The following is a 25,493-nucleotide window of genomic DNA, read 5'->3' as shown; positions in this document are numbered from 1 at the left end:
TGATGTCCCGTGGTGGCCACAAGAAAACGAAAGATGATGGGGAACGTCGTTGCATTGTTTCGCGCGACGCGGAGCCTCGCTCTGGCCTGATCCGTTTCGTGATCGGCCCAGACGGACAGGTTGTTCCTGATTTGGCAGAAAAATTGCCAGGTCGCGGCATTTGGGTGAGCGCAGATCGCGCTGCCCTGGATGAGGCGGTCAAGAAAAAGCTCTTTGCCAAAGTGGCGCGTGCAGATGTTGTGGTGGCTGACGGGTTTGTGGATCTTATCGAACAAGGTCTACTCAAGCGCGTTGTGCATCTCATCGCATTGGCGCGCAAAGCTGGCGAAGCTGTGTGTGGGTTTGAAAAAGTTAAAGGATGGATTGCAGAAGAGCACGCGATTGTTTTGATGCAAGCCTCCGACGGATCTGAACGCGGTAAAGGCAAACTTCGGACGCCAGAGGGAGGCCGTTGGTTCGGTCATCTAACAAGCGCCGAATTGGGTTTGGCTTTCGGCCGTGAAAGTGTGATACATGGCGCGCTCGCGCGTGGTGGCCTCTCCGATAAAGTTGTAGAGGACGCCGCACGTTTGATGGGTGTGCGCGAGATAAACGGTGGAGAGCGCTCCGCCGGAAAGGGTAAGACGACGATATGAGCGATACTGATGGAAAAAAACCCCTTGGCCTTCGCGGCGGCCCCGGACAAGTAAAACAAAGCTTTTCTCACGGACGCACAAAAAGCGTTGTGGTAGAAACCAAGCGCAAACGCGTTGTGGTTCCAAAAGCTGGTGCTGCTAAGACAGGCGGCGGTTCTCCGCGCCTTGGCGACCCGTCTAAACGTCCTGCGGGCATTTCCGATACGGAAATGGAACGCCGGATGAAGGCACTTGCCTTTGCAAAGCAAAACGAGGCCGCGGAAAACGAACGCCGCGCTGCTGAAGAAAAATCTCGTGAAGAAGAGCGTGCACGCCGTCGCGCCGAAATTGAAGCCAAAGAACGCGAAGAGCAAGAGCGTCTTGCTGCCGCGAAAATTAAGGCTGAAGATGAGGCCCGCGACAAGGCTGAAGCTGAAGCAGCTAAAAAGCGTGAAGCGGCTCCTAAGCCTGCGCCAAAAGCTGCGGCTCAACCTGATGATCCTGCTGCAGCACAAGCTGCGGCGCAAAAAGCACCAGATCAACGCGGGCGTACATCGTCTGCGCCTGCAAAGCGCGACAATGACGACGCGAACCGCAATGCCCGTGCCAAGCAAGCTGACGACAGTCGTCGTTCTGGCAAACTGACAGTGAACCAAGCGCTTACTGGCGGTGACGGCAAACGTGTACGTTCCATGGCCTCCATGAAACGTAAGCAAGATCGTATGCGCCAAAAAGCGATGGGCAATAACGAGCCACGCGAAAAGGTTGTGCGTGATGTTCAGGTTCCTGAATCAATCGTCGTGTCCGAACTCGCGAACCGTATGGCCGAGCGCGTTGCTGACGTTGTGAAATCGCTCATGAAAATGGGCATGATGGTCACGCAAAACCAAGCCATTGATGCAGACACTGCTGAATTGATTGTCGAAGAGTTCGGTCACCGCATTCAGCGTGTGTCAGATGCTGACGTTGAGGATGTGATCCAGCAAATCGTCGACAAAGACGAAGACCTGCAATCGCGTCCACCAGTCGTCACTATCATGGGCCACGTTGACCACGGTAAAACGTCACTGCTTGACGCGATCCGTAAAACCAATGTGACCACTGGCGAAGCTGGCGGCATTACACAACACATCGGTGCCTACCAAGTGACAACCGAAGGCGGGGCACTGCTGTCCTTCCTCGACACTCCAGGTCACGCTGCGTTTACATCTATGCGCTCCCGCGGGGCTCACGTGACGGACATTGTTATCCTTGTGGTTGCTGCGGACGATTCCGTCATGCCGCAGACGATTGAAGCGATTGCGCATGCGAAAGCTGCGGAAGTGCCGATGATTGTTGCGATCAACAAATGTGACAAACCAGGCGCGGATGCACAAAAAGTGCGTGCGGAACTTTTGCAACACGAAGTGATTGTTGAAGAATTCTCTGGTGATGTTCAGTCCATCGAAGTGTCTGCGCATACTGGTCAGGGTTTGGATCAACTTCTAGAGGCTATCGCGCTTCAAGCGGAAATTCTTGAACTGAAAGCCAATCCCGATCGCGCAGCCGAAGGCGCTGTGATTGAGGCGCAACTTGATGTTGGCCGAGGTCCTGTTGCGACTGTTTTGATCCAAAAAGGTACGCTGAAACGTGGTGATATCTTTGTTGTTGGCGAGCAATGGGGTAAAGTCCGTGCGCTTGTAAACGATCAAGGCGAACGTGTTGATGAAGCTGGTCCATCTGTTCCAGTTGAGGTTCTTGGCCTTAACGGCACACCTGAGGCTGGTGATGTTTTGAACGTGGTCGACACGGATTCTCAAGCGCGTGAAATCGCTGAGTACCGTGCGCATGCTGCAAAAGAAAAGCGTGCGACTGCTGGTGCTGCAACCACACTGGATCAGTTGCTTGCGAAAGCAAAAGCTGACGAAACCGTGGCTGAGCTGCCAATTTTGGTCAAAGCCGATGTTCAAGGCTCTGCGGAAGCGATTGTTCAAGCGATGGAAAAAATCGGCAACGATGAAGTCCGCGTTCGGGTTCTACATTACGGTGTGGGCGCGATCACTGAGACAGATATCGGTCTTGCTGAGGCTTCCGGTGCTCCTGTGATTGGCTTCAACGTTCGTGCGAATGCTTCCGCGCGTAGCAGTGCAAACCAAAAAGGTGTGGAAATTCGCTACTACTCAGTGATCTATGATCTTGTGGATGATGTGAAAGCAGCGGCTTCTGGTCTTTTGTCTGCGGAAATTCGCGAGAACTTTATCGGTTACTCCGAAATTCGCGAAGTCTTCAAAGTGTCCGGCGGTGTCGGCAAGGTTGCCGGTTGTCTTATCACTGAAGGTGTGGCGCGTCGTTCTGCAGGTGTACGCTTGCTGCGTGACAACGTGGTTATTCATGAGGGCACGCTTAAGACGCTCAAGCGCTTTAAAGATGAAGTCAAAGAAGTTCAGTCTGGCCAGGAATGTGGTATGGCGTTTGAAAACTACGAAGACATTCGCGCTGGCGATGTTATCGAGCTCTTTGAGCGTGAAGAAGTTGTTCGCAATCTCGATTGATGCGAACCCTTTCCAGAATATAAAAAAGGCGGGCTTTAGGGCTCGCCTTTTCATTTATGAAATTGAAACGTGTTAGAAAGCTTCAATTCTGTTTCCGTCTTAGGAAATTGGTTTGCCTTCAAACGTCTTGTCGCCAACGCGAACAATGATCTTACCTGAGTTTGCTTCACCAACAAACAAGCCTTGTACGGAAATGTATTTTCCGAGAGAGATAGAACGCATCATAATAAAGCTCCCAATTGTCTATTATTGTTTCCATCCTAGTACATATTAGTTAATTTTGTGCCTACAAATTTTACTCAAACGTGAAATATTCGCACAAATGTTGTGCATATTACACAAAATAGACATAATTGTTGCGTTGGCACATATTAAAATGTCAAAGCCAGTCGCGAAGAATCGGAATCAGCGGAATATCAGCGGCGGGCATAGGGTAGTCGCGCAATGCGTTTGGCTTGACCCATTTGAGAACTTGGCCCTCACGCGCCTCGGGAATTCCATTCCACTTTCGGCAGGCAAAGACGGGCATCAATAGATGAAAGTCATCATAAGTGTGTGAAGCAAACGTGAGTGGGGCGAGGCATGAATTCCATGTCTCGATCCCCAATTCCTCGTGAAGTTCGCGCACTAAGGCCTGCTCAGGTGTCTCGCCTGCCTCGACCTTGCCCCCTGGAAACTCCCATAGCCCTGCCATGGATTTCCCTTGCGGCCGTTGAGCAAGCAAGACACGGCCATCGGTGTCGATAAGGGCCACAGCAGAGACAAGAATGAGTTTCATGAGCGCCCTTTAAGACCGATAATCAGCGTTGATGGTAATGTAGCCATGGGTCAAATCACAGGTCCACATGGTGCATTTGGAGGCACCCAATCCGAGGTCAACTTTGACGACGATATGTTCATTTTTCATATAATTGGCGCCGGCCTCTTCGGAATATGTCGGTGATACCCAGCCGTTCTCTGCGACCAACACGTCGCCAAACCAGATGGACAAGCGATCACGATCCGCTGTGGCCCCCGATTTTCCAACAGCCATAACAACGCGACCCCAATTGGGATCTTCGCCGGCAATGGCTGTTTTGACGAGCGGAGAGTTGGCGATGGAAGATGCGACTTTACGTGCATCTTCATCGTTTGTCGCACCAGTGACTTGCACCTCAACAAACTTTGTCGCCCCTTCACCATCCTTGACAACAAGGTGAGATAGCTCAAGCATTACATCTTGTAAGGCGTTGAAAAATTCTGTGGCTTCTGGTGTGTCGGCTGTGATTTCTGCGGCAGGCGATTGTCCCGTTGCTCCCACAAGCAGCGTGTCAGACGTTGATGTGTCGCTGTCGACAGTGATGCAGTTGAACGTCGAATCGGTGGCCTGTGATACGAAATCTTGCAGCAAGGGTTGCGCGATTTTAGCATCGGTGAAGATATAGACCAGCATTGTCGCCATATCGGGCGCAATCATGCCCGACCCTTTTGCGATACCGGAAATCTTGACAGGTCGGCCCCCAAGCGTGATCTGTGCGGATGCCCCTTTGGCAAAGGTATCTGTGGTCATGATCGCATGTGCGGCGTCAGCGATGCGATTGGGCGCAAGACTGGCTTTCAGATCGTCAATCTTTGTCGTGATACGTTCCCATTTCAATGGTTCGCCGATGACGCCCGTCGATGATGTGAAGATGCTTTTCTCGTCAAGATTTAGACTGGCCGCCACGGCTGCCGTGATTTTTGCCACGGATTCCAGTCCGCTCTTACCTGTAAAAGCGTTTGAATTTCCAGAGTTTACAAGAATTGCGGCGCCATTTGATGTGTCGCCCCCAAGTTTTGCCTGACAATCAAGAACAGCCGCTGATCGCGTCGAGGATTTGGTGAAAGTCCCCGCGATTACACTGCCAGCGCAGAGTTGCGCCAGCATCACATCGGTGCGACCTTCGTACTTTACGCCAGCTGCCAAGGTGGAAAAGGTTACTCCGTCGATGACGAGCAGATTAGGAAGACCACCCGCTGGTGCGAGGGGGGAAACAGAGTCAATCTTGGCCATATGTGGCGTCCTTATTGTCAGGATATCAAGTTGTCAGGGGGCCCAATCAATCGTTGAGCAAAGTGTCGTCACGCATCAATGCAGGATCAATGCCTTCGCTAAGTTCAATCGTGGCATCGGCTTGCAGCTCAGCCAAGCGGGCGGAGATCGCTTCGTCTTCGATGACAGAGGTCAGTTCGTCGCGTTCTGTTTCCAATGCTGGAACCTCTTGCAGGCGACTGTCGACGAGTTTGATCACGTGCCAGCCAAACTGGGTTTGCACAGGCGCAGAAATGGCACCGGGTTCCATCTCAATGACGGCCTGTTCAAACGGGGCAACCATCATGCCAATGCCAAACCAACCCAGGTCGCCGCCGTTTGGCCCAGATGGGCCTGTGGATTTATCTTTTGCCAGTTGGCTAAAGTCTGCGCCGTCTTCAAGTTCTGCAATAATGGCTTTGGCTTCGTCTTCTGTTTCGACCAAGATATGAGCGGCATTGAATTCGCGGCCGGGTTCAAACTCGGCGTATTTCGCGTCATATGCTGCTTTGAGGGCCTCTTCTGTGACGGCAGAGGCCGCGATGTCTTGCAATGCAGAGCCTGCAATCGCGATGCGCTGTTCGTTTTCGATTTGAATGGCAAGGGCTTTGCTCAAGTCGCCTGCTGATTGTTTAAGAAGTTCTTGTTGTACCATTTGGCTTAAAATACCATCGAACAACTGAGCGTCTTCTAATTCTTGATATTGGGGAGGCAACGAGGCGCGCGCGGCGATCACATGGCCCAGCGTGATTTGCGCACCGTTCACTGTCGCAACAACTGTGTCGGATGACATGTCTTCGGCAAAAGCGCCAGATGTGAGAGTGAGTGCGCTAAAAATGGCGGCGGCGATCACATTTGTGTGGTATTTCATGCGGAATTCCCTTCCATTCGCCGTCTAATTACGGCGCAACATTGACACTATAGGCACGGCCCCTTACATCGCTTGAGGTCTGGGTAGAGGTGCCTTCGGAACCGTTTTATGGTCTCGCAGGCAGCGGGGCAATCCCCCCTCTCACACGATCCTGTCAAGACGCACCGAGTGGAGAGAATATGCTGGTTGGAACAATCGCCAAAAAGATCTTTGGGACTCCCAACGACCGAAAAGTAAAAGCAATTCGTCCTATCGTGGCGAAAATCAATGCGCTGGAAGCTGAGTTTGAAAAGCTCAGTGACGAAGGCTTGATTGCGAAAACGCAAGAATTCAAGGACCGCGTTGCTAAGGGCGAAGCGCTTGACGCGATTCTACCCGAAGCCTTTGCGAACTGTCGTGAAGCTGCGCGCCGTGCTCTAGGGCTTCGCGCGTTTGATACGCAGCTTAAAGGCGGCATTTTCTTGCATCAGGGCAATATCGCCGAGATGAAAACAGGTGAAGGTAAAACACTTGTTGCGACATTCCCGTCATATTTGAATGCTCTAACTGGCAAAGGTGTTCACGTTGTCACCGTCAATGAATATTTGGCAAAACGCGACAGTGAATGGATGGCCAAAGTGTTTGCTGCTTTGGGTATGACTTGTAGTGCCGTTCATTCCGAACTGTCACCTGAAGACAAAAAAGCCGCTTACAATTGTGATGTGACCTATGCCACGAACAATGAGCTTGGTTTTGATTACCTGCGCGACAACATGAAAACGGAAATTGGCGATCTTATGCAACGCGGGCACAATTTCGCGATTGTCGATGAGGTCGATTCCATTTTGATCGATGAGGCGCGCACGCCCTTGATCATTTCCGGGCCTTCTGATGATCGGTCTGAGCTGTATGTGACCATCAATAAGTTGATTCCTGAATTGACTGAAGAGCATTTCGACCTTGATGAGAAAACACGCGGGATTTCTTTCACAGAAGCTGGCAACGAGTTTCTCGAGCAGCGTTTGTTGCAAACAGGTTTGCTGGAAGAGGGGCAGACTCTTTACGATCCCGAAAGTACAACCTTGGTCCATCACGTTAACCAAGGCCTGCGCGCACACAAACTGTACCAAAACGGCACACAGTATATCGTTCGTGATGGTGAGGCGATGTTGATCGATGAGCACACGGGTCGCATGATGTCGGGTCGCCGTTTGTCAGAAGGCCTACACCAAGCCATTGAGGCCAAAGAGGGTCTTAAAATCCAACCCGAAAACATTACGCTGGCTTCTGTCACCTTCCAAAACTATTTCCGCCTGTACGGCACGCTGTCTGGTATGACCGGCACAGCGACCACGGAAGCTGAAGAATTTATGGAAATCTACAACCTTGGTGTTGTCGAAGTTCCCACAAACCGGCCTATCCAGCGCGTTGATGAACATGACCGTGTGTATCGGTCTGAACGTGAAAAAATCGATGCCGTTTTGAAATCTGTACGGCTCGCCAATGATAAGCAGCAGCCTGTTCTTGTTGGCACAACTTCTATTGAGAAATCCGAGGCACTGTCTGAAAAGTTGACCGCCGAAGGGATTGCGCACAAGGTTTTGAATGCGCGCCATCACGAGCAAGAAGCGCAGATTGTTGCTGACGCAGGTAAGCTCGGCGCCGTTACAATCGCCACCAACATGGCAGGCCGTGGGACGGACGTTCAGCTTGGCGGTAACGTTGATCTCAAAGTCATGGATGCCCTTGCTGCGAATCCTGATGCGGATCCTGAAGCGCTTCGTGCCCAAATTGAAGCCGATCACGCCGAAGAAAAACGTAAAGTTATCGAGGCGGGCGGCTTGTATGTTCTCGCGACGGAACGCCATGAATCCCGTAGGATCGACAACCAGTTGCGGGGCCGTTCAGGTCGCCAAGGTGACCCCGGTCGTTCGGTATTTTTCCTTTCATTGGACGACGATCTTATGCGGATCTTTGGGTCAGATCGTTTGGATAAAATGTTGTCGTCTCTTGGTATGAAAGAAGGCGAAGCCATTGTGCACCCTTGGGTGAACAAATCGCTGGCCAAAGCGCAAGCTAAGGTCGAAGGGCGCAATTTTGACATCCGCAAACAGCTATTGAAGTTTGACGATGTTATGAATGACCAGCGCAAAGTGATCTTTTCCCAGCGCCGCGAGATTATGGAAGCAGACAACATCAATGAAATCGTGACGGATATGCGTCATGAGGTGATTGAGGACCTAGTTGAAGAGGCTATTCCCGCAAAGTCTTATCCTGATCAATGGGACGTCGAAAAACTTTACGTGTCTCTGCTGGAAAATCTGGGCCTTGATGTGCCGGTTAAGACTTGGGCTGAAGAAGAAGGCGTAGATGATGAAGACATCATCGAGCGTCTTATCAAGGTATCTGATGAAGCGATGGCCGAAAAAACGGCAGCCTTCGGTGAGACGCAGATGCGCCAGATTGAAAAACAGTTCTTGCTGCAGGCCATTGATGGCAAATGGCGCGATCATCTTATGACGCTTGAACATTTGCGATCTGTCGTTGGTTTCCGTGGCTATGCGCAACGCGATCCGCTCAACGAGTATAAGAACGAGAGCTTCCAGTTGTTTGAAACGATGCTTGATTCTTTACGTGTCGAAGTGACAGGAAAATTGTCTCGTGTTCGGCCAATGAATGAAGAAGAACGCAATGCGTTGATGCAGCAAATTGCCGCTCAACAAGCTGCCGCTGCGGCAGCTGCTGCAGGCGCGGCTGATGCCTCTCAACTCGTCGAAGACATTAAAGACGGTGCGCGTGATTTTGATGAAAATGATCCTGCCAGCTGGGGCAACCCTGCGCGCAATGATCTCTGCCCATGTGGGTCGGGTAAAAAGTTCAAACATTGCCACGGTGCGGTTTAGTTTAAATACCTGAAGTGAAACTTTTAAAAGCCGTTGCTCAGCAGCGGCTTTTCTATTTTCATTGCCGCTAAACCTGTGTTCTTCGCGTGTCAGACATTTATTGTTGATTTTATCCAGTTGAAAATAATATCCCAAACACCGACAGTCTGCGGGTTGATTTCGGTCGGTCATTACGTGAGGCGTAGGCTATGAGCTTTCTACATGTGGCGAAATGCGCTGTCTTTCTTTTGGCTTGTATCACAGCGAGTCCCTTGTTGGCGCAAGACGTTGCTTTGACGTCGCGCGATGGATCCGTGTCTGTGTCTGGAAACTTTCTAGGATTCGATGGTGAATTTTATCGGGTGGATACGGATTACGGCATTCTAACCCTCGATGGGTCTGGTGTTAATTGTGAGGGGCCTGGTTGCCCTGATCTCAACAGTTTTTATCCCATAATTCGGTTTTCTGGTGATGGTGCCGTGTCCGCATCTTTGCTACCGGCATTGGTTTCTGCCTTTGCTGCGCGTTATGGATATAACACTGAAATCTCTGTGACGCCGACGGAATATACGGTTGTTTTGACGGATTCCGTGGCGGGACTTCCGGCAGCGCAAATTGACTTGGTGCATACGTCTTCCGAAGAAGGCTTCGCCGATCTTGTTACTGAAAATACGGATATTGTTGTGTCGTCACGAGAAGCCAATCTTTTGGAAAAAGAACTGGCTAAAACGGCTGGCATTGGCGACCTGAGCGATCCAGTGCGGGCGCGCGTCTTGGGTCTTGATGCTATCGTGCCAATTGTGTCCCCGTCCAATCCTTTGTCTACGATCTCCCTAGATCATTTGGAAAACCTTTTGAATGGAACCATTCAAAATTGGTCTGAAATTGGTGGGCAAGATGCGCCTGTGTCGCTTTTTTTGGATGAATCGATTGTCGAGCTCGGATCGCCCTTGCTTGAACTTTTGCCAACACTCACTGTTGAAGATCTTGCTGATGGGGTAACGATCTTACCGACAACGCAGGCGGTTGTTGAGGCGGCAGAGGGCGACCCATATGGGCTGGCTTTTGGACGATTGTCGACAGTTGGCAAGGTTAAGGTTTTGGGACTAACCGGTGCGTGTGGATTTCGTACAGATGTTGTGTCCGTTGATGTCAAAACCGAAGACTACCCGCTGACGCAGCCTTTGTTTTTGTACACGCCCGCACGACGCTTGCCCAAAATTGCGCGAGATTTTTTGGATTATGTCTTGTCGCCAGCGGCTCAAATTGTAGTTGCACGGTCTCCGTTTGTAGATCAGGGCATTGAAGAGTTAACTTTTCGAGACCATGGGCGCCGCTTTGCCAACGCCATTCTTCATGCGGGGAATGAGATCGCGCTGGATGATTTGCAGGCTATCGCTGATGATCTTTACGGTGCGCGCAGGTTGTCTTTAGGTTTTCGGTTTCAAGGTGGCACTGCACAACTGGATGCGCAAAGCCGCTCTAATGTACAGCTTTTGGCGCAATTGGTTGAAGCTGGCGTTTACGATGGCAAACAGTTGGTGTTTGCGGGATTTTCGGATGGTCAGGGGCCAGCTGCTGCCAATGAACGATTGTCCACAAGGCGTGCGGCCGCTGTGCGAAACTCCGTATTAGCTGCACTTGGGGATGCCGCCGACATTGAACTTTTTCAAACATCAGTGCGTGGATTTGGCGAGGCCATGCCACTTGCCTGTGACGATGTGGCTTGGGGGCGCAGCCTCAATCGACGTGTCGAAATTTGGGTGAGAGATGGGCTTAAAGATAGCCCGTCGCACGAAAGCTCAACTCAGTAGACTTACCGATGATCAAATGATCATGGAGGTGGATATCTAATGCCTCTGCCGCGTCCCGAACTTGACCTGTCATGGCGATATCTTGATCTGACGGGGTTGGGTCGCCAGATGGATGGTTATGTACCAAAATGAGCGCTGAGGCGTTGAGTTCAAGTGCGCGCTTGACCACCTCGCGCGGGTAGACCGGAACGTGATCCACGGTGCCCTTTGCTTGTTCTTCGTCCGCGATCAGAATGTTTTTACGATCCAAGTAAAGCACGCGGAATTGTTCTGTTTCGCGATGTGCCATTGTGGTGTGACAATAGTCGAGCACCGCATCCCAGCCAGAGATGATGGGTCGCTGCATGACTTTGGCGCGGGCCAGTCTATGGGCTGAGGCTTCAATGATTTTGAGATCGCGCGCAACGGAGAGATCAATCCCGTCGATTTTGATCAAACGTGAGATTGGTGCGGATAACACGCGGTTATAATCACCAAAGGTATCTATCAAAGTCTGTGCAAGGGGTTTGACATCTGTGCGCGGCAAGGACCGAAATAAAACCAGTTCCAGCAATTCATAGTCTGGCATGGCTTGCGCGCCGCCGTCGACAAAGCGATCTTGCAGGTTTTGTTTTTGATTTCGCAGATAGCTTGGCGGTTTTGACGGCAAGACGACGGGACGGGCTTCGTCGAGGTCGAATAGCCACTGTGGCATTTCACGAAATTCTGTGGAGCGCGGAGTTGTTGTCATAAGACAATTCATCCGTCGATTCGCTGAAAATTTAGTTAACAGTTCTTAACCCGCAGACTGCATTCTGCGGGTTAAGATCGAAACTTAGCTTTTCATGCCATCCCAGAAGCTTTTGACCTTTTTGAAGAAGCTTGAGCTTTCAGGATTGTTTTTGTCTTCGCCCAGGTTTTCGAACTCACGCAGCAGTTCTTTTTGCTTAGACGTTAGGTTCACAGGGGTTTCAACGGCAAGTTCAATGAACATGTCGCCTTGGCCACCCCCACGCAGAGCGGGCATGCCTTTGTTGCGTAGGCGCATTTGACGACCAGATTGGCTGCCTGCGGGAATTTTCACCCGCGAACGCCCACCGTCAATGGTTGGTACTTCGATATCACCGCCAAGTGCGGCGGACGACATAGAGACAGGCACCGCACAATGCAGATGCGCGCCATCACGTTCAAACAAGGCGTGGGGCTGGACTTCGATGAAAATGTACAGATCACCGGTCGGCCCGCCACGCAGTCCAGCTTCACCTTCGCCAGCAAGACGAATACGTGTGCCTGTTTCGACACCTGCAGGGATATTGACGGACAGGGAGCGTTCTTTTTCAACGCGGCCTGCGCCACCACATTGACCACAAGGGTCTTTGATCATCTGGCCGATACCACCACAGGCAGGGCATGCACGTTCGACAGTGAAGAATCCTTGTTGTGCACGGACTTTGCCCATGCCTGAACAAGATGGGCAGGTTTGTGGTTCTGCGCCGTTTGCAGCGCCCGTACCCTTACAGCCACCGCAGCTGACGGATGTCGGAACGGTGATTGTTTTTTGTGTGCCTGCATAGGCGTCTTCTAGGGGAATGCGCATGTTGTAGCGCAAGTCAGAGCCGCGCTGCGCACGAGATCGCCCGCCGCCACGTTGCTGGCCCCCCATAAAGTCGCCGAAGAGGTCGTCGAAGACGTCTGAGAAAGCTGAGCCGAAGTCGCCTTGGCCGTGCCCTGCACCGGGACGTCCGCCGCCGCCCATACCGCCCTGTTCAAATGCCGCATGGCCATAGCGGTCATAGGCTGCTTTTTTGTCAGGGTCTTTAAGTGTGTCGTAAGCCTCGTTCGCTTCTTTGAACTTGGCTTCAGCTTCGGGGTTGTCAGCGTTGCGGTCTGGGTGAAATTCCATCGCTTTTTTGCGATAGGCTTTTTTTAGTTCACCAGCATCGGCGCCCTTGGCAACACCAAGCACTTCGTAGAAATCGCGTTTTGCCATGGATCATGTCCTCCAGAAAAGCGGCAGCCGGCACAAGGTAAATTTGCGCCGGCTCACCGAATTTCAATGCGGGTTACGAGCGCTTGTCGAGATCCTCGAAGTCAGCGTCGACGATATCGTCATCAACACTGGAAGGACCGTCGTCAGCTTCGTCCATACCTTCAGGTGCGGCTGCCTCTGCTTCGGCTTGTGACGCTTTGTAGATTGCCTCACCAAGCTTCATCGCCGCGTCAGTTACGTTTTGAACGCCAGAGCGAATCTTTTCAGGGTTCTCGGTTTCGAGTTGATCATTGAGCGCTGCGATTGCCAATTCGATAGCTTCCACAGTGGTCGGATCAACTTTATCGCCGTGTTCTTGAAGAGATTTCTCAGTGGAGTGGATCAGGCTTTCCGCTTGGTTCTTGGCTTCGACAAGATCCTTGCGCTCTTTATCCGCTTCCGCGTTTTCTTCGGCGTCTTTCACCATTTTCTCGATATCGTCATCGGACAGACCGCCAGAGGCTTGGATTGTGATCCGTTGCTCTTTGCCAGTGCCTTTGTCTTTGGCGCCAACTTCGACAATACCGTCGGCGTTGATGTCAAAGGTCACTTCGATTTGCGGCATGCCGCGCGGTGCTGGCGGAATGCCTTCGAGGTTGAACTGACCAAGGATTTTGTTGTCAGCGGCCATTTCACGTTCGCCCTGGAACACACGCAAGGTCACGGCAGACTGGTTGTCTTCGGCTGTCGAGAAGACCTGAGATTTTTTGGTCGGGATCGTAGTGTTGCGATCGATCAAGCGTGTGAAGACGCCACCCAAAGTTTCGATACCGATAGAAAGTGGTGTCACGTCAAGCAGAAGAACGTCTTTAACGTCGCCTTGCAAAACGCCAGCCTGAATAGCTGCGCCCATTGCAACAACTTCATCAGGGTTCACGCCTTTGTTTGGCTCCTTGCCGAAGAATTTTGTCACTTCTTCAATAACTTTAGGCATACGTGTCATACCACCAACGAGAACGATCTCGTCGATGTCAGATGTGGATAGGCCCGCATCTTTGAGCGCAGCTTGGCATGGTTTGATCGAGTTTTTGATCAAATCGCTCACAAGCGTTTCAAGTTTTGCACGCGTGAGTTTCATGACCAAGTGCAGTGGTTGACCGCCTTTTGGGTCCATAGAGATAAACGGTTGGTTGATCTCGGTTTGCTGGCTGGAGGAAAGCTCAATTTTTGCTTTCTCGGCCGCTTCTTTGAGACGCTGAAGCGCCATTTTGTCTTTGGTGAGATCTACACCGTTTTCTTTTTTGAATTCATCGGCGAGGTAATTCACGATGCGCATGTCGAAGTCTTCGCCGCCCAAGAACGTGTCGCCGTTGGTGGCTTGCACTTCAAACACGCCGTCGCCGAGTTCCAAGATGGTCACATCGAAAGTGCCGCCGCCGAGGTCATAGACCGCAATCGTTTTGGTATCTTGTTTATCAAGACCGTAGGCCAATGCCGCAGCTGTTGGCTCGTTGATGATACGCAAAACTTCAAGGCCAGCGATTTTGCCGGCGTCTTTTGTGGCTTGGCGCTGCGCGTCGTTGAAGTAAGCAGGCACTGTGATGACAGCCTGAGTGACTTCTTCACCGAGGTAGGACTCAGCGGTTTCTTTCATTTTGCCCAAGATAAAGGCAGAGATTTGAGACGGGGAGTATTTCTCGCCGCGCACCTCAACCCATGCGTCACCGTTGCCGCCATCGACAACTGCGTAAGGGAGGTTCTTTTTGTCTTTTGCCAAATGCTTGTCGTCATCGCGACGACCGATAAGGCGTTTCACAGCAAACACTGTGTTGTCTGGGTTTGTTACCGCTTGACGTTTCGCGGCTTGACCGACGAGACGTTCAGTTTCGGTGAAGCCGACGATGGACGGAGTTGTCCGCGCACCTTCAGCGTTTTCGATGACACGCGGTTGCGAACCATCCATAATAGCGACACAGGAGTTGGTAGTCCCGAGATCGATACCAATGACTTTGGCCATGCTCAAAATCCTCTTCTAGGCGATGTTATGACGCCGAGCCCCGAAGGCACCCTTTGTCAATCCCATGGTTTAAATCGGGTAAGCCCGATCAATGCTTCTCGGCGTATATAGGGAGACGATTTGGCCCCTGCAAGTTGTCGTGACGCTCAACAGCACGAAATTTAGTGTAACAGGGGCCGGAAACGCGGATTCATTGCAAAAAAATGTTGAAATAACCCTCGTAGCTGAAATTCTGTCGAAAATGATTTACGAAATCTCTTGGTATCACTTCGGCGTATGAGGGACATTTCTTGTGTGCAACTGTTGTGGTGAGGTCGGGATCAACGCCCAGCGCCCCAGCTTGCAGATGCACGGCTGCGTGTGAAGAATTCTGCGAGCAAGCCTATCGTAATAAATATAAGCGAAAATATAACAGGGTACATCACAGAACTGAAATGCGGTGAGTAGTTTACAAATGTGAATCCGCGGGCTTGATCAATACAATGGAACAAAGGGTTCCAAGAAAACATCGTTAAAATATATCCGGGCATCTGATTGGCGACGAACATTTTACCTGAGGTGATCATGTTGGCCCGCGTATAAATAGTTTGAACGATTTTCGTGAATTGTGGAAACCATGGGCTTAGGGCTAGCAAAACCATCCCGATAGCTACGCCAGAAAACCAAGCAATCAACATCATCATGAATGCGCCGGGCAGATATTGAAACGTGACGGTGCCCCAGCCTACAGAATAGGCGGTCAGAATGACGACGACAGATAGCACTTGGATATAAAGGGAACTCAACGCGGCCGACGTAATTGCGATGGCGGTGTTCATTGGCGCGTGCTGCATCATCGGTGATGTGGCGGATTCTGCCCCCATAACATCAGCGAGCGCCTTGTTGTGGGTCAAAAACAAAAAGATGCCCGTCATTATGTACAAGATGAAATCCCCGCGAATTGCGTTGCCGCGCAATCCGAGGATGGAGAACATGAAGACGAAGACCACCACCAAGATTAAAGTTTGCATTATATTAATTGCGAGCCCTAAAAGCGGGTTTCCGTGCGTTTTTCTAACGTGGCGTACAGTGTTGTGAAAAATGAGTTTCAAAATCGTGTTGGCAGCAGATAGGCCGCTTTGTTTTTGAGCATAATGAAACATAGTCAATAATCCTGTGACAGCTTTCACATCAGGTTAGCAGTGAATTCTTGCTGTTCCTTTAGCAACATAGCATAAAGCCGTAACGTAAAGTTATCAATGTGCGCGCGTATTCAGTGCGCGCGACACAATTTATTAGGAGCCAGACCTTGGATTTCGAAAAACTTACCTCGATCATGCGCACACTCGCACTCGAAGCCGGAGATAAGATCATGGAGATTTACAACTCCGATGATTTTGAAGTGAAGTCCAAGTCAGACGATAGCCCTGTCACCATCGCGGATGAGGCGGCTGATGCCTTGATCTCTGCAGGTTTGCGTGCTGAATTTCCTGATGTGACGTTGATCACCGAAGAGCAAGCTGACTCACATAGTCTGTCCGCTGATACGTTTCTGATCGTTGATCCGCTGGATGGCACCAAAGAATTTATCAATCGTCGCGGTGATTTTACAGTAAATATCGCTTTTGTTGAGAATGGTGTCCCGACACGCGGCGTTGTTTATGCGCCAGCCAAAGACCGTTTGTTCATCACGGGTGCGGATGGGCAGTCTTATGAAGAAGTGGGGCCTTTTGCGAAAGACACCTTAGGCACGCTCAACAAGATTTCAGTATCCAAGCCTGACAATGCCGGCCTGTTGATCGTTGCCTCTAAATCGCATCGCGATCAGGCGACAGAAGACTACATCAACAAGTACAGTGTCAAAGACAGCAAATCCGCTGGATCGTCTTTGAAATTCTGTTTGGTCGCCACTGGCGAGGCCGATTTGTACCCGCGTGTTGGCCGTACGATGGAATGGGACACCGCAGCCGGTCACGCTGTTTTGTCAGGTGCGGGCGGCCATGTCGTGCGTTTCGATAATCATGAACCGCTGACATATGGCAAAGACGATTATGCCAATCCGTTCTTTATCGCCTATGCGCCTGGTGTTGAGTTGAAGACTGCCTGATGTCAGTTCTTCTTGTCATTCCTGCCCGCTATGCCTCGACACGATACCCTGGAAAACCGCTCGTCGAATTGACGGGCGCTTCTGGCGAGAAAAAATCTTTGATTCGCCGCAGTTGGGATGCAGCTATGTCCGTGTCTGGCGTGGACAAAGTTGTTGTCGCGACGGATGATGATCGTATTCGCACCGCGTCCGAAGCGTTTGGGGCTGAGGTTGTTATGACCTCAGAATCTTGCGCGAACGGGACTGAGCGCTGCGCCGAGGCTTTGGAGAATCTTGGCGGGCAGTATGATATTGTCGTCAACCTGCAAGGTGATGCACCATTAACGCCATCTTGGTTTGTCGAAGATTTGATCAAAGGCCTGCGAGCTCACCCGACTGCCGAGGTCGCCACGCCTGTGTTGCGCTGCGATGGACGCGCTTTGAACGGCTTTCTGGCTGATCGCCGTGATGGGCGTGTTGGTGGTACTACGGCTGTCTTCGGTGCAGATAAAAAGGCGCTCTATTTCTCGAAAGAAGTTGTGCCGTTTACATCGCAAGTTTTTTCGGATGACGCTGCAACCCCCGTGTTCCATCATGTCGGTGTCTATGCCTATAGGCCTACTGCTTTAGACGCCTATCCAAAGTGGCCTGCTGGACCGCTTGAAACTTTGGAAGGGTTGGAGCAATTGCGTTTTTTGGAGCGAGATAGGCCTGTACTATGCGTTGAGGTCGAGGCGCGCGGGCGGCAGTTTTGGGAACTTAACAACCCAGAGGATGTTCCGCGCTTAGAGATTATGATGCGCGAAATGCATGTTAATTAATTTCAATGTACGATTTTCGCCACATTTATCTCGCAGATGGATACTTATTAAGCGGCGTTGCAAAACTGTGCCATAAAACAATCAAACTAACTCATAGGTGCTGACGAACCCGTGTCATAGACGTAGGGTGAGGTTGGTAAAAAATATTGAAGGTCCTGTTAACTTAGGACGAAGGAGTAAAGATGACACGTAAGGTTACGAAAGCTATTTTCCCAGTTGCAGGCTTGGGGACGCGTTTTCTTCCGGCGACGAAATCTATTCCCAAAGAGATCATGACGCTTGTTGACCGTCCTTTGATCCAATATGCAATTGACGAAGCGCGTGCTGCTGGCATTAAAGAATTTATCTTTGTGACTTCGCGTGGCAAAGGCGCTCTTGAAGATTATTTCGATCACTCACCCGTGCTGGAGCAAGAGCTTCGCAAAAAGGGTAAGACCGACATGCTTGAGGTGCTCAAAGACACCAATATGGACAGTGGCGCAATTGCGTACATCCGCCAGCATAAAGCGCTTGGTCTTGGTCACGCTGTTTGGTGTGCCCGTCGTCTTTTGAGCCCGAAAGAACCTTTCGCGGTGATCCTTCCTGATGACGTCATCGCGGCAGATAAGCCCTGTCTTCAACAAATGGTCGAAGCCTATCAGGACACTGGTGGTTCAATGGTAGCCGCGATGGAAGTGCCTAAAAGCAAGGTCAGCTCCTACGGCGTATTAGATGTTAAAGAAGATATGGGCGCATCTGTGTCTGTTAAGGGCATGGTTGAAAAGCCCGCGCCTGGCACTGAGCCCTCAAATTTGGCGGTGATTGGCCGTTATATATTGTCTCCTGATGTGATGAAAAACTTACATCAGATGAAACAAGGTGCCGGTGGCGAAATTCAATTGACCGATGCGATTGCGGATGAAATCACCGCAGGCCGTGATGTGTTCGGATATCGGTTCTCTGGGCAGCGATTCGATTGTGGTTCTAAAGCGGGTTACCTTCAGGCAGCAATTTCATTTGGTTTGTCGCGCCCAGAGCTTCGAGATGAACTTCAAGAATACCTTGATGAGCTATCCGTGACACGCGCAGCAGCACAATAAGGGTTTGAAATGACAAAAAATGTACTTGTGACCGGTGGAGCCGGTTATATTGGATCGCACGCATGCAAAGCATTGCGTGCGGCTGGTTATGTGCCGGTCACGTTTGACAATCTATCTACAGGTTGGGAAGAGGCCGTAAAGTTTGGCCCGTTCGAACAAGGCGATCTGTTGGATCGTGCGCGCTTGGACGAGGTGTTTGCCAAACATAAACCGATTGCCGTTATGCATTTTGCCGCCTTTAGTCAGGTTGGCGAAAGCATGAAGGACCCTGGAAAATATTGGCGTAACAACGTCATAGGGTCATTGCAACTGGTTGAGGCCGCCGCTGACGCTGGTTGTTTGAATTTCGTATTTTCATCCACCTGTGCGACCTTCGGAGACCAAGATAATGTTGTGCTGAATGAAGAATCCGTGCAGCTGCCTATCAATTCCTACGGTGCATCTAAGCGCGCGATCGAAGATATTTTGGCGAATTTTGAACAATCCCATGGCTTGAAAAGCGTGATTTTTCGATATTTCAACGTGGCAGGTTGTGACCCCGATGGCGAAGTGGGTGAGTTCCATCAACCTGAAACGCATCTTATTCCGCTTATGTTGGATGCTATCGCTGGCAAACGCGATGCGCTGACGATCTTTGGTACAGACTATGACACGCCAGATGGCACTTGTATTCGTGACTATGTACATGTGTGTGATTTGGTTGATGCGCATGTTTTGGGTCTGAAATGGCTTCAAGACGACAAAGGCAGTCGGCTTTTCAATCTTGGGACAGGCAAAGGCTTTTCTGTGCGTGAGGTGCTCGACGAATCGCGCGCTGTCACCAACAAAGAAGTGCCGCATGTCGAAGGTGACCGTCGCCCTGGCGATTGTACCAAGCTGGTGTCAGGCTCTGAGCGCGCTGTGACCGAGCTTGGCTGGACGCCTGAACGGTCAAATATGAAAACTATGATTGAAGACGCGTGGAATTGGCACCAAAATGGTCACTATGACAAGTAATCAGACGACCAGATGAGTATTTTACGGGAGGCTTGGCGCAGATACAAATTGCGCCTTAAGCATCGCCGGCTGCTGTTGCGTGCGATTCGTAAGCGTCGTGAACTGTCTTGTGCTGTCAATCGAACTAAAGACATTCGACCAAATGATATCCTGTGTTTTGCAACCGTGCGCAATGAAAGCGTGCGGTTGCCTTATTTTTTAAAACACCACAGGGCGCTTGGTGTTTCTCATTTTCTGATCGTCGATAACGCCAGCGATGATGGAACCACAGAGTATTTGAAGTCACAAAGTGACGTATCGCTTTGGATCACCTCTAAAAGTTACCGCGCATCGCGATTTGGGATGGATTGGCTCACATGGCTGCAAATGCGCTATGGACGCGGGCATTGGTGCGCCACGCTTGATGCGGATGAGGCGCTGATCATTCCGCATCACGACAGTCAAAATCTGCGCGGCCTTACGGATTGGTTGGACGCGCGTGGCGTGCCTGTCTTTTCGACCTTGATGTTGGATCTGTACCCCAAGACGCGATTGACTGAGGCGCACTACAGCATCGGAGCGCCGTTCACGGAGGCGTTGGGGTACTACGATGCGCAAGGCTATGAGTGGGAATTGCAGCCCAAATATCGGAATATTTCAATTCGCGGTGGGCCCCGAAAACGCAAGTTTTTCAATGACACTCCTGAGCTTGCGCCCCATATGCACAAAACACCCCTGATCAAGTGGAATTGGCGCTATGTTTATGCCAGTTCGACCCACATTATTCTGCCGACGCGGCTAAATATCGGGCTTGATGCGCGCTATAATTTGCCGACAGGCGTGTTGTTGCATGCAAAATTTTTAGATGAAGCGTTGAAATACTCGACCGCTGAGGCGGTACGCCAAGAACATTTTACCCATCCGCAAGATTACAACGCTTACTATGACCATGTCCTGTCTGATCCTATCCTTTGGGATGATGCATCTCGGTCTTATCGTGGCTGGCGTGCGTTGGAAGAGGACGGTCTATTGGTGTGTGGCGATTGGGTGTAGTCAAATCCCCGGGAGATTTGTTTCCAGTTTGACAATGCATTGTTTACGAAAACGGAATAAGTCCCTATTTAATTAGACAAAAGAAGGACTGCCAGTTTAGGATGCTGTCTGTTTGCATTGATGTGATCGGATAGTGAACAGTAGATTTTAAAACCTGTGCAGTACAAGGGGATCGCATAACCCCACACGATATGGAAAAGGGCAGCAGTGAGTCGACTAAAGCAATATCGCCTTAGACTTCGTCGCAAACAGCGACTTATTCGCGCATTTCGCAAGAGTCGCCAGTTGAGCTGCGTTCAAAACAATACAAATCGCATCGAAAAAGATGATGTTTTGTTGGTTTGCACCCTGCGCAATGAACGCATTCGCTTGCCCTACTTCATGAAGTATTATCGTGACCTTGGTGTGAAACATTTCTTGTTTGTTGATAATGACAGCGATGATGGATCCCGCGAATACCTGATGGACGCTTATGACGTCTCAATCTGGCACACAACGGCCAGCTATCGGGATTCATTGTTTGGCGTTCACTGGATGAATTGGATCGCGCGCAAATACTGTCACAATCACTGGACGCTGACGGTGGATGTCGACGAATTCTTTGTCTTCCCGTTTTGTGATACGCGCCCCATTCCTGCATTGACGGATTGGCTGGACAACTCCGGAATCAAATCCTTCTCAGCGATGCTGATCGACATGTATCCTAAGGGGCCTATTGACGCGCAGCCGTATCAAGATGGTCAGGACCCGATGGAAATTGCCCAGTGGTTCGACAGCGGAAACTATATGCTGTCGAAAAATCACGAGTTCCACAACCTGTGGATTCAGGGCGGGCCGCGTGCGCGATTGTTCTTTAGTGACGATCCTTATAACGCGCCTTCGTTGAACAAAATTCCTTTGGTGAAATGGCATAAAGATTACGTCTATATGCACTCAACTCATATGCTTTTGCCACGACGTTTGAATTATGTGTATGAGAAGACTGGCGGTGAAATGGCATCGGGCGCATTGCTGCACACTAAGTTTCTGAATACTTTTGTTCAAAAGACCGAAGAAGAAATGCAGCGCCGCCAGCATTACGCGGGCAGTCGAGAATATTTAGCTTATCATAACAGGATCAAAGACGATCCAGAGCTGTGGTGCAATTGGTCAGAAAAATATATTAACTGGCGGCAGCTTGAAATTTTGGGACTGATGTCAAAAGGGAATTGGGCATGAGTGTCGGATTTGTCATGTTGGTGCACGAAGCGCTTCATCGTGCCGAAGAGGTTGCGCGCCATCTTGCAGACCATGGATGCCCTGTCGTGATCCATGTCGACAAGCGCGTGCCCAAAGACACTTACTTGCCCTTCGTTGACAGCCTGTCTGATTTGGCCACCGTTAAGTTTTCCAAACGCCATACTTGCGAATGGGGCACTTGGTCGCTGGTGGCTGCGTCACAGGACGCGTCCGAGTTGATGCTTGATAGCTTTAAAGATGTGCGCCACGTGTACCTTTCATCTGGGTCTTGTTTGCCGCTGCGTCCGATCAATGACCTTATCAAATATTTAGAGTCGCGCCCGATGACCAATTTCATCGAAAGCGTCACCACAGAAGACGTGCCTTGGACTGTGGGCGGTCTGGATGCTGAACGGTTTACCTTGCGCTTCCCGTTCTCGTGGAAACGTCAACGCAAACTGTTCGATCGCTACGTGTCCTTGCAGCGGCGATTGGGGTTTAAACGTCAAATTCCTGAAGGTCTTATTCCACATTTAGGGTCGCAATGGTGGTGTCTGACTCGCCAAACTTTGTCGGCTATTCTTGGGGACCCTGATCGCAAAATTTACGACACCTATTTCAAAAGGGTGTGGATTCCAGATGAGAGCTACTATCAAACGCTGGTTCGGCTGTACTCTAACAATATTGAAAGCCGGTCTTTGACGTTGTCAAAGTTCGACTATCAAGGCAAGCCGCACATTTTCTACGACGACCATTTGCAGCTTTTGCGGCGCTCTGATTGCTTTGTGGCGCGCAAAATTTGGAGCAAAGCTGATCGACTGTACAATACGTTTTTGAATACCCAAATCAACCCGATGCAGGGGGCAGAGCCCAACCCTGGTAAAATTGACCGCATTTTTTCAAAAGCGGTTGAACGTCGAACTATGGGGCGTGACGGATTGTATATGCAAAGCCGTCAACCTGCGCATGGTCAAGGCAAAGGTAAAACCTCAGCTCCATACTCCATTTTTGAGGGGTTTTCGGACCTGTTTGAAGATTTTGATCAATGGTTATCTCAAGCTGTCAGTGCGCGGGTGCATGGCCATTTGTTCGCGCCCGAAGGGGTTGAATTTTCGGGCAATCAAAACGTATTTGCGGGGGCGCTATCAAACCACGCAGCACTGCGTGATTACAATCCGTGTGGATTTTTGACGAACATCATTTGGAACACGCGAGGCGAGCGGCAGTGTTTTATGTTTGGGCCGCGCGACAATCAAGAAATCAATTGGTTGATCGCGACTGATCCAAATGCGCAAATTTCGGTGATTTCTGGAGCTTGGGCTGTGACGTTGTTCCGGTCAAACAGAAATTTTTCGGACATTCGCCGAGAGGCCGCGCGCCTACAAAAGATTGAGGCAGAACATTTAGATATTTTGCGATCTCAGCACGTCAAAGCGCGTGTACGCATTTGGACTATGGCAGATTTTATCGACAGCCGTATGGAGCCGTTGCAAGCTATCATTGACGAAATTGGGCCGCGCAATGTACGCCGTTTGACGGAAGCGCCGCGAATGCGTGACCTTACAGGTTTTGGGCAGTTCCTTCAGAATTTGAAAAATCAGGGTATGCACCCGCACCTCATGGGGGACTTCCCGATGGGGCCCGAAGTCGAAAATGCGTCGTATGAGCGCAAAAAACCTTACTTGGTGAAATAAATTATGCCGCAACGTTATGACTACTTTGTAATTTTTGCTGAAATGCGGACGGGCTCCAACTTTCTAGAAGAAAACGTAAATTCCTACCCAGGTCTTAAATGTTGGGGGGAAATTTATAACCCGCATTTTGTCGGAAAACCGAGCAATAAAGATTTTGACGGCATCACCGTTGATAAGCGTGAAGCGAACCCTAAGGCGCTTTTGGACGCGCTTAAAAACAAGTCAAGCGGGCTTGATGGATTTCGCTACTTCCATGATCACGATCCGCGTATGTTTGATGTTATCATCAACGATCCGCGTTGCGCTAAAATCATTTTGACGCGCAATCCGCTTGAAAGTTATGTGTCGCGCAAAATTGCAGGTGCTACAGGTCAATGGCGTTTGGGCGATTTGAAAGATGCCCGCACAGCGAAAATCGAGTTTAATCAAGCTGAATTTGAAGAGATGCTCGAAGCCGTAAAAGCGTTTCAGAAAAAGATTTTGCGAAGCCTTCAAGCCAGCGGCCAAACCGCGTTCTACATCGCTTATGAAGACGTCCAAGACATTGATGTGCTCAATGGGTTGGCAAAGTATTTGGGTGTAGATGAACCGCGATCGAAAACGGTGCAAAAGACCAAAGTTCAAAACCCGTCCGGTCTTGAAGATAAAGTGGTCAATTACGCCGAAATGGTCAGTGCTTTGTCGTCGATCGATCACTTCAATTTGTCAAGTACACCTAATTTCGAGCCGCGCCGCGGGCCTGCTGTGCCTACCTTTGTCGCGTCAAACGGAGCGCCGCTTTTGTACCTTCCTGTGCGTGGCGGGCCAGAGGCTGCGCTCAAAGACTGGCTCGCGTCCTTGGGGAGCGATCAAGGCCTCATCGAAGGTTTCAGTCAAAAAACATTGAGAAATTGGAAGCGTACCAACAAGGGGCATCGCAGCTTTACTGTGGTGTCTCACCCTGTTGTCCGACTTCACCGTACGTTCTGTAAGCATATCGCAGCTGTGAGTAATGACACTTTTGGTGAAATTCGCGAACAATTGCGCACCACGTATAAACTGTCGCTGCCTGTCGATGGGCCGAATACTTCACCAGATGCACATCGTGCGAGTTTTATTAAATTTGCTAATTTTGTGAAGGGCAACCTTGGGGGGCAAACGTCAATTCGCGTGGATGGCGGCTGGGCGTCGCAATCAGAGGTCATCAATGGGTTTGCCGACTTTGCGGTGCCAGATCATGTTTTTCGTGAAGACGAACTGGCGCAAGAGTTGCTCCGGTTGCCCGGGGCCAAGGAATCAATTTTGGCCAAACCTGCTCAAGATACCCCATTCGCATTGGAGGACATCTATGACGCAGATGTTGAGACTGCGGTGCGCGGGGCTTATCAAAAAGATTACATGATCTTTGGGTTTAAAAGCTGGCGCTGAGCCTGTGGTTTAGGCCGCTTTTGTGGCGGGGGCAGAGGTCAAAATTGCATGAAGCGTAGCCGCATCGGTATTTGAGCGTAGCTTTGTACAGGTATCGGCGTTGCGCATTGTACGCGACACAAGCGCCAGAGCTTTTAGGTGATCTACGCCAGATTCGGCGGGCGCAAAGAGTGCAAAGACCAAATCAACAGGTTGGCGGTCTACCGCATCAAAATCAAGCGGCGTTTCAAGGCGCAAAAACGCGCCGACAACGCGGTCCAAGCCTTCGATGCGGGCATGCGGTAGTGCGACGCCATGACCAACACCCGTTGGGCCTAGGCTTTCACGTTCTTGCAAGGCATTGATCGCAGAGTTGAGTTCCAAACCATAACATGCAGACGCAACTTCGCCTAAATCTTGGAAAAGGCGTTTCTTGCTTGTCAATTTGGAAAAGACCTTGATGGCCTCTGGCTGCAAAATTTCAGAAAGTTCCATT

At 50.5% G+C, this 25,493-nt stretch carries 21 protein-coding genes; 12 read left to right on the top strand and 9 right to left on the bottom strand.

What is annotated here, in order from left to right:
- Nucleotides 1-2: 2 nt before the first annotated feature.
- Together KO497_RS06810 and infB are read left to right on the top strand one after the other, a co-directional pair.
- A complete protein-coding gene (locus KO497_RS06810) occupies nt 3-635 on the top strand; it encodes an RNA-binding protein (RefSeq protein ID WP_215943216.1) in 633 nt (210 codons plus the stop codon).
- On the top strand, nt 632-3,145 hold the full coding sequence (gene infB / locus KO497_RS06805; protein ID WP_215943215.1) for a translation initiation factor IF-2: 2,514 nt from the start codon (nt 632-634) through the stop codon (nt 3,143-3,145). Before KO497_RS06810 ends, infB begins: the two co-directional genes overlap by 4 nt.
- Before the next feature lie 99 nt (nt 3,146-3,244).
- Here infB and KO497_RS19280 read toward each other — a convergent pair whose 3' ends face one another.
- The 4 genes from KO497_RS19280 to KO497_RS06790 all read right to left on the bottom strand — a co-directional run bounded on the left by KO497_RS19280 (nt 3,245) and on the right by KO497_RS06790 (nt 6,066).
- The gene (locus tag KO497_RS19280) at nt 3,245-3,370 is read right to left on the bottom strand and encodes a hypothetical protein (RefSeq protein WP_289846664.1); all 126 of its coding nucleotides are present in this window, start codon (nt 3,368-3,370) and stop codon (nt 3,245-3,247) included.
- A 154-nt stretch (nt 3,371-3,524) separates the two neighbouring features.
- Nucleotides 3,525-3,923, bottom strand: a complete 399-nt coding sequence (mutT, locus tag KO497_RS06800) for an 8-oxo-dGTP diphosphatase MutT (protein WP_215943214.1) — start codon at nt 3,921-3,923, stop codon at nt 3,525-3,527.
- Between the two features lie 9 nt (nt 3,924-3,932).
- A complete protein-coding gene (argJ, locus tag KO497_RS06795) occupies nt 3,933-5,177 on the bottom strand; it encodes a bifunctional glutamate N-acetyltransferase/amino-acid acetyltransferase ArgJ (protein ID WP_215943213.1) in 1,245 nt (414 codons plus the stop codon).
- Between the two features lie 46 nt (nt 5,178-5,223).
- Nucleotides 5,224-6,066, bottom strand: coding sequence for a peptidylprolyl isomerase (locus tag KO497_RS06790; RefSeq protein WP_215943212.1), 843 nt, complete (start codon nt 6,064-6,066; stop codon nt 5,224-5,226).
- A 179-nt stretch (nt 6,067-6,245) separates the two neighbouring features.
- Between KO497_RS06790 and secA the strand changes: the two genes are divergently transcribed.
- Nucleotides 6,246-8,948 (top strand): preprotein translocase subunit SecA, encoded by a 2,703-nt coding sequence (secA, locus tag KO497_RS06785; RefSeq protein WP_215943211.1) that lies wholly within the window; start codon nt 6,246-6,248, stop codon nt 8,946-8,948.
- A gap of 188 nt (nt 8,949-9,136) precedes the next feature.
- On the top strand, nt 9,137-10,741 hold the full coding sequence (locus KO497_RS06780) for a phosphate ABC transporter substrate-binding/OmpA family protein (RefSeq protein WP_215943210.1): 1,605 nt from the start codon (nt 9,137-9,139) through the stop codon (nt 10,739-10,741).
- On the opposite strand, the gene radC is transcribed toward KO497_RS06780, so the two are convergent.
- The 4 genes from radC to KO497_RS06760 form a co-directional block, all read right to left on the bottom strand.
- Nucleotides 10,704-11,471 carry a RadC family protein gene (gene radC / locus KO497_RS06775; RefSeq protein WP_215943209.1) on the bottom strand — a complete coding sequence of 256 codons (768 nt, stop codon included), beginning with the start codon at nt 11,469-11,471 and terminating at the stop codon, nt 10,704-10,706. The two genes, KO497_RS06780 and radC, sit on opposite strands and share 38 nt — an antisense overlap.
- Before the next feature lie 84 nt (nt 11,472-11,555).
- The gene (gene dnaJ, locus KO497_RS06770) at nt 11,556-12,710 is read right to left on the bottom strand and encodes a molecular chaperone DnaJ (protein WP_215943208.1); all 1,155 of its coding nucleotides are present in this window, start codon (nt 12,708-12,710) and stop codon (nt 11,556-11,558) included.
- A 73-nt stretch (nt 12,711-12,783) separates the two neighbouring features.
- Nucleotides 12,784-14,706 (bottom strand): molecular chaperone DnaK, encoded by a 1,923-nt coding sequence (gene dnaK, locus KO497_RS06765; protein WP_215943207.1) that lies wholly within the window; start codon nt 14,704-14,706, stop codon nt 12,784-12,786.
- A 320-nt stretch (nt 14,707-15,026) separates the two neighbouring features.
- Nucleotides 15,027-15,848 carry an ABC transporter permease gene (locus tag KO497_RS06760; protein WP_215943206.1) on the bottom strand — a complete coding sequence of 274 codons (822 nt, stop codon included), beginning with the start codon at nt 15,846-15,848 and terminating at the stop codon, nt 15,027-15,029.
- A gap of 146 nt (nt 15,849-15,994) precedes the next feature.
- Between KO497_RS06760 and cysQ the strand changes: the two genes are divergently transcribed.
- The 8 genes from cysQ to KO497_RS06720 all read left to right on the top strand — a co-directional run bounded on the left by cysQ (nt 15,995) and on the right by KO497_RS06720 (nt 25,018).
- The gene (gene cysQ, locus KO497_RS06755) at nt 15,995-16,792 is read left to right on the top strand and encodes a 3'(2'),5'-bisphosphate nucleotidase CysQ (RefSeq protein WP_215943205.1); all 798 of its coding nucleotides are present in this window, start codon (nt 15,995-15,997) and stop codon (nt 16,790-16,792) included.
- Complete coding sequence (locus KO497_RS06750; protein ID WP_215943204.1) at nt 16,792-17,592, top strand: 3-deoxy-manno-octulosonate cytidylyltransferase; 801 nt, start codon at nt 16,792-16,794, stop codon at nt 17,590-17,592. Before cysQ ends, KO497_RS06750 begins: the two co-directional genes overlap by 1 nt.
- Nucleotides 17,593-17,774: 182 nt before the next feature.
- Nucleotides 17,775-18,671, top strand: coding sequence for a UTP--glucose-1-phosphate uridylyltransferase (locus KO497_RS06745; RefSeq protein WP_215943203.1), 897 nt, complete (start codon nt 17,775-17,777; stop codon nt 18,669-18,671).
- 9 nt (nt 18,672-18,680) lie between these two features.
- Nucleotides 18,681-19,667, top strand: coding sequence for a UDP-glucose 4-epimerase GalE (gene galE / locus KO497_RS06740; RefSeq protein ID WP_215943202.1), 987 nt, complete (start codon nt 18,681-18,683; stop codon nt 19,665-19,667).
- A 12-nt stretch (nt 19,668-19,679) separates the two neighbouring features.
- Nucleotides 19,680-20,699, top strand: a complete 1,020-nt coding sequence (locus KO497_RS06735; protein ID WP_215943201.1) for a glycosyltransferase family 2 protein — start codon at nt 19,680-19,682, stop codon at nt 20,697-20,699.
- A 285-nt stretch (nt 20,700-20,984) separates the two neighbouring features.
- Nucleotides 20,985-21,917 (top strand): glycosyltransferase family 2 protein, encoded by a 933-nt coding sequence (locus KO497_RS06730; protein WP_252729550.1) that lies wholly within the window; start codon nt 20,985-20,987, stop codon nt 21,915-21,917.
- Nucleotides 21,914-23,611 (top strand): beta-1,6-N-acetylglucosaminyltransferase, encoded by a 1,698-nt coding sequence (locus tag KO497_RS06725; protein ID WP_215943199.1) that lies wholly within the window; start codon nt 21,914-21,916, stop codon nt 23,609-23,611. Before KO497_RS06730 ends, KO497_RS06725 begins: the two co-directional genes overlap by 4 nt.
- Before the next feature lie 3 nt (nt 23,612-23,614).
- The gene (locus KO497_RS06720; protein ID WP_215943198.1) at nt 23,615-25,018 is read left to right on the top strand and encodes a nodulation protein NodH; all 1,404 of its coding nucleotides are present in this window, start codon (nt 23,615-23,617) and stop codon (nt 25,016-25,018) included.
- Between the two features lie 9 nt (nt 25,019-25,027).
- On the opposite strand, the gene KO497_RS06715 is transcribed toward KO497_RS06720, so the two are convergent.
- A complete protein-coding gene (locus KO497_RS06715) occupies nt 25,028-25,492 on the bottom strand; it encodes a PTS sugar transporter subunit IIA (RefSeq protein ID WP_215943197.1) in 465 nt (154 codons plus the stop codon).
- Between the last annotated feature and the right edge of the window lies 1 nt (nt 25,493).

It is taken from the genome of Pacificibacter marinus (genome assembly GCF_018860665.1).
Classification (GTDB): Bacteria; Pseudomonadota; Alphaproteobacteria; order Rhodobacterales; family Rhodobacteraceae; genus Celeribacter; species Celeribacter marinus_A.
Note: the sequence above shows the minus strand (reverse complement) of the source record. Positions and strands in the feature narration are given on the sequence as shown.

Coding starts and splice junctions, on each gene's coding strand:
- KO497_RS06810 (WP_215943216.1), top strand. CDS start 3: ATGTCCCGTGGTGGCCACAAGAAAACGAAAGATGATGGGGAACGTCGT.
- infB (WP_215943215.1), top strand. CDS start 632: ATGAGCGATACTGATGGAAAAAAACCCCTTGGCCTTCGCGGCGGCCCC.
- KO497_RS19280 (WP_289846664.1), bottom strand. CDS start 3,370: ATGATGCGTTCTATCTCTCTCGGAAAATACATTTCCGTACAAGGCTTG.
- mutT (WP_215943214.1), bottom strand. CDS start 3,923: ATGAAACTCATTCTTGTCTCTGCTGTGGCCCTTATCGACACCGATGGC.
- argJ (WP_215943213.1), bottom strand. CDS start 5,177: ATGGCCAAGATTGACTCTGTTTCCCCCCTCGCACCAGCGGGTGGTCTT.
- KO497_RS06790 (WP_215943212.1), bottom strand. CDS start 6,066: ATGAAATACCACACAAATGTGATCGCCGCCGCCATTTTTAGCGCACTC.
- secA (WP_215943211.1), top strand. CDS start 6,246: ATGCTGGTTGGAACAATCGCCAAAAAGATCTTTGGGACTCCCAACGAC.
- KO497_RS06780 (WP_215943210.1), top strand. CDS start 9,137: ATGAGCTTTCTACATGTGGCGAAATGCGCTGTCTTTCTTTTGGCTTGT.
- radC (WP_215943209.1), bottom strand. CDS start 11,471: ATGACAACAACTCCGCGCTCCACAGAATTTCGTGAAATGCCACAGTGG.
- dnaJ (WP_215943208.1), bottom strand. CDS start 12,710: ATGGCAAAACGCGATTTCTACGAAGTGCTTGGTGTTGCCAAGGGCGCC.
- dnaK (WP_215943207.1), bottom strand. CDS start 14,706: ATGGCCAAAGTCATTGGTATCGATCTCGGGACTACCAACTCCTGTGTC.
- KO497_RS06760 (WP_215943206.1), bottom strand. CDS start 15,848: ATGTTTCATTATGCTCAAAAACAAAGCGGCCTATCTGCTGCCAACACG.
- KO497_RS06750 (WP_215943204.1), top strand. CDS start 16,792: ATGTCAGTTCTTCTTGTCATTCCTGCCCGCTATGCCTCGACACGATAC.
- KO497_RS06745 (WP_215943203.1), top strand. CDS start 17,775: ATGACACGTAAGGTTACGAAAGCTATTTTCCCAGTTGCAGGCTTGGGG.
- galE (WP_215943202.1), top strand. CDS start 18,681: ATGACAAAAAATGTACTTGTGACCGGTGGAGCCGGTTATATTGGATCG.
- KO497_RS06735 (WP_215943201.1), top strand. CDS start 19,680: ATGAGTATTTTACGGGAGGCTTGGCGCAGATACAAATTGCGCCTTAAG.
- KO497_RS06725 (WP_215943199.1), top strand. CDS start 21,914: ATGAGTGTCGGATTTGTCATGTTGGTGCACGAAGCGCTTCATCGTGCC.
- KO497_RS06720 (WP_215943198.1), top strand. CDS start 23,615: ATGCCGCAACGTTATGACTACTTTGTAATTTTTGCTGAAATGCGGACG.
- KO497_RS06715 (WP_215943197.1), bottom strand. CDS start 25,492: ATGGAACTTTCTGAAATTTTGCAGCCAGAGGCCATCAAGGTCTTTTCC.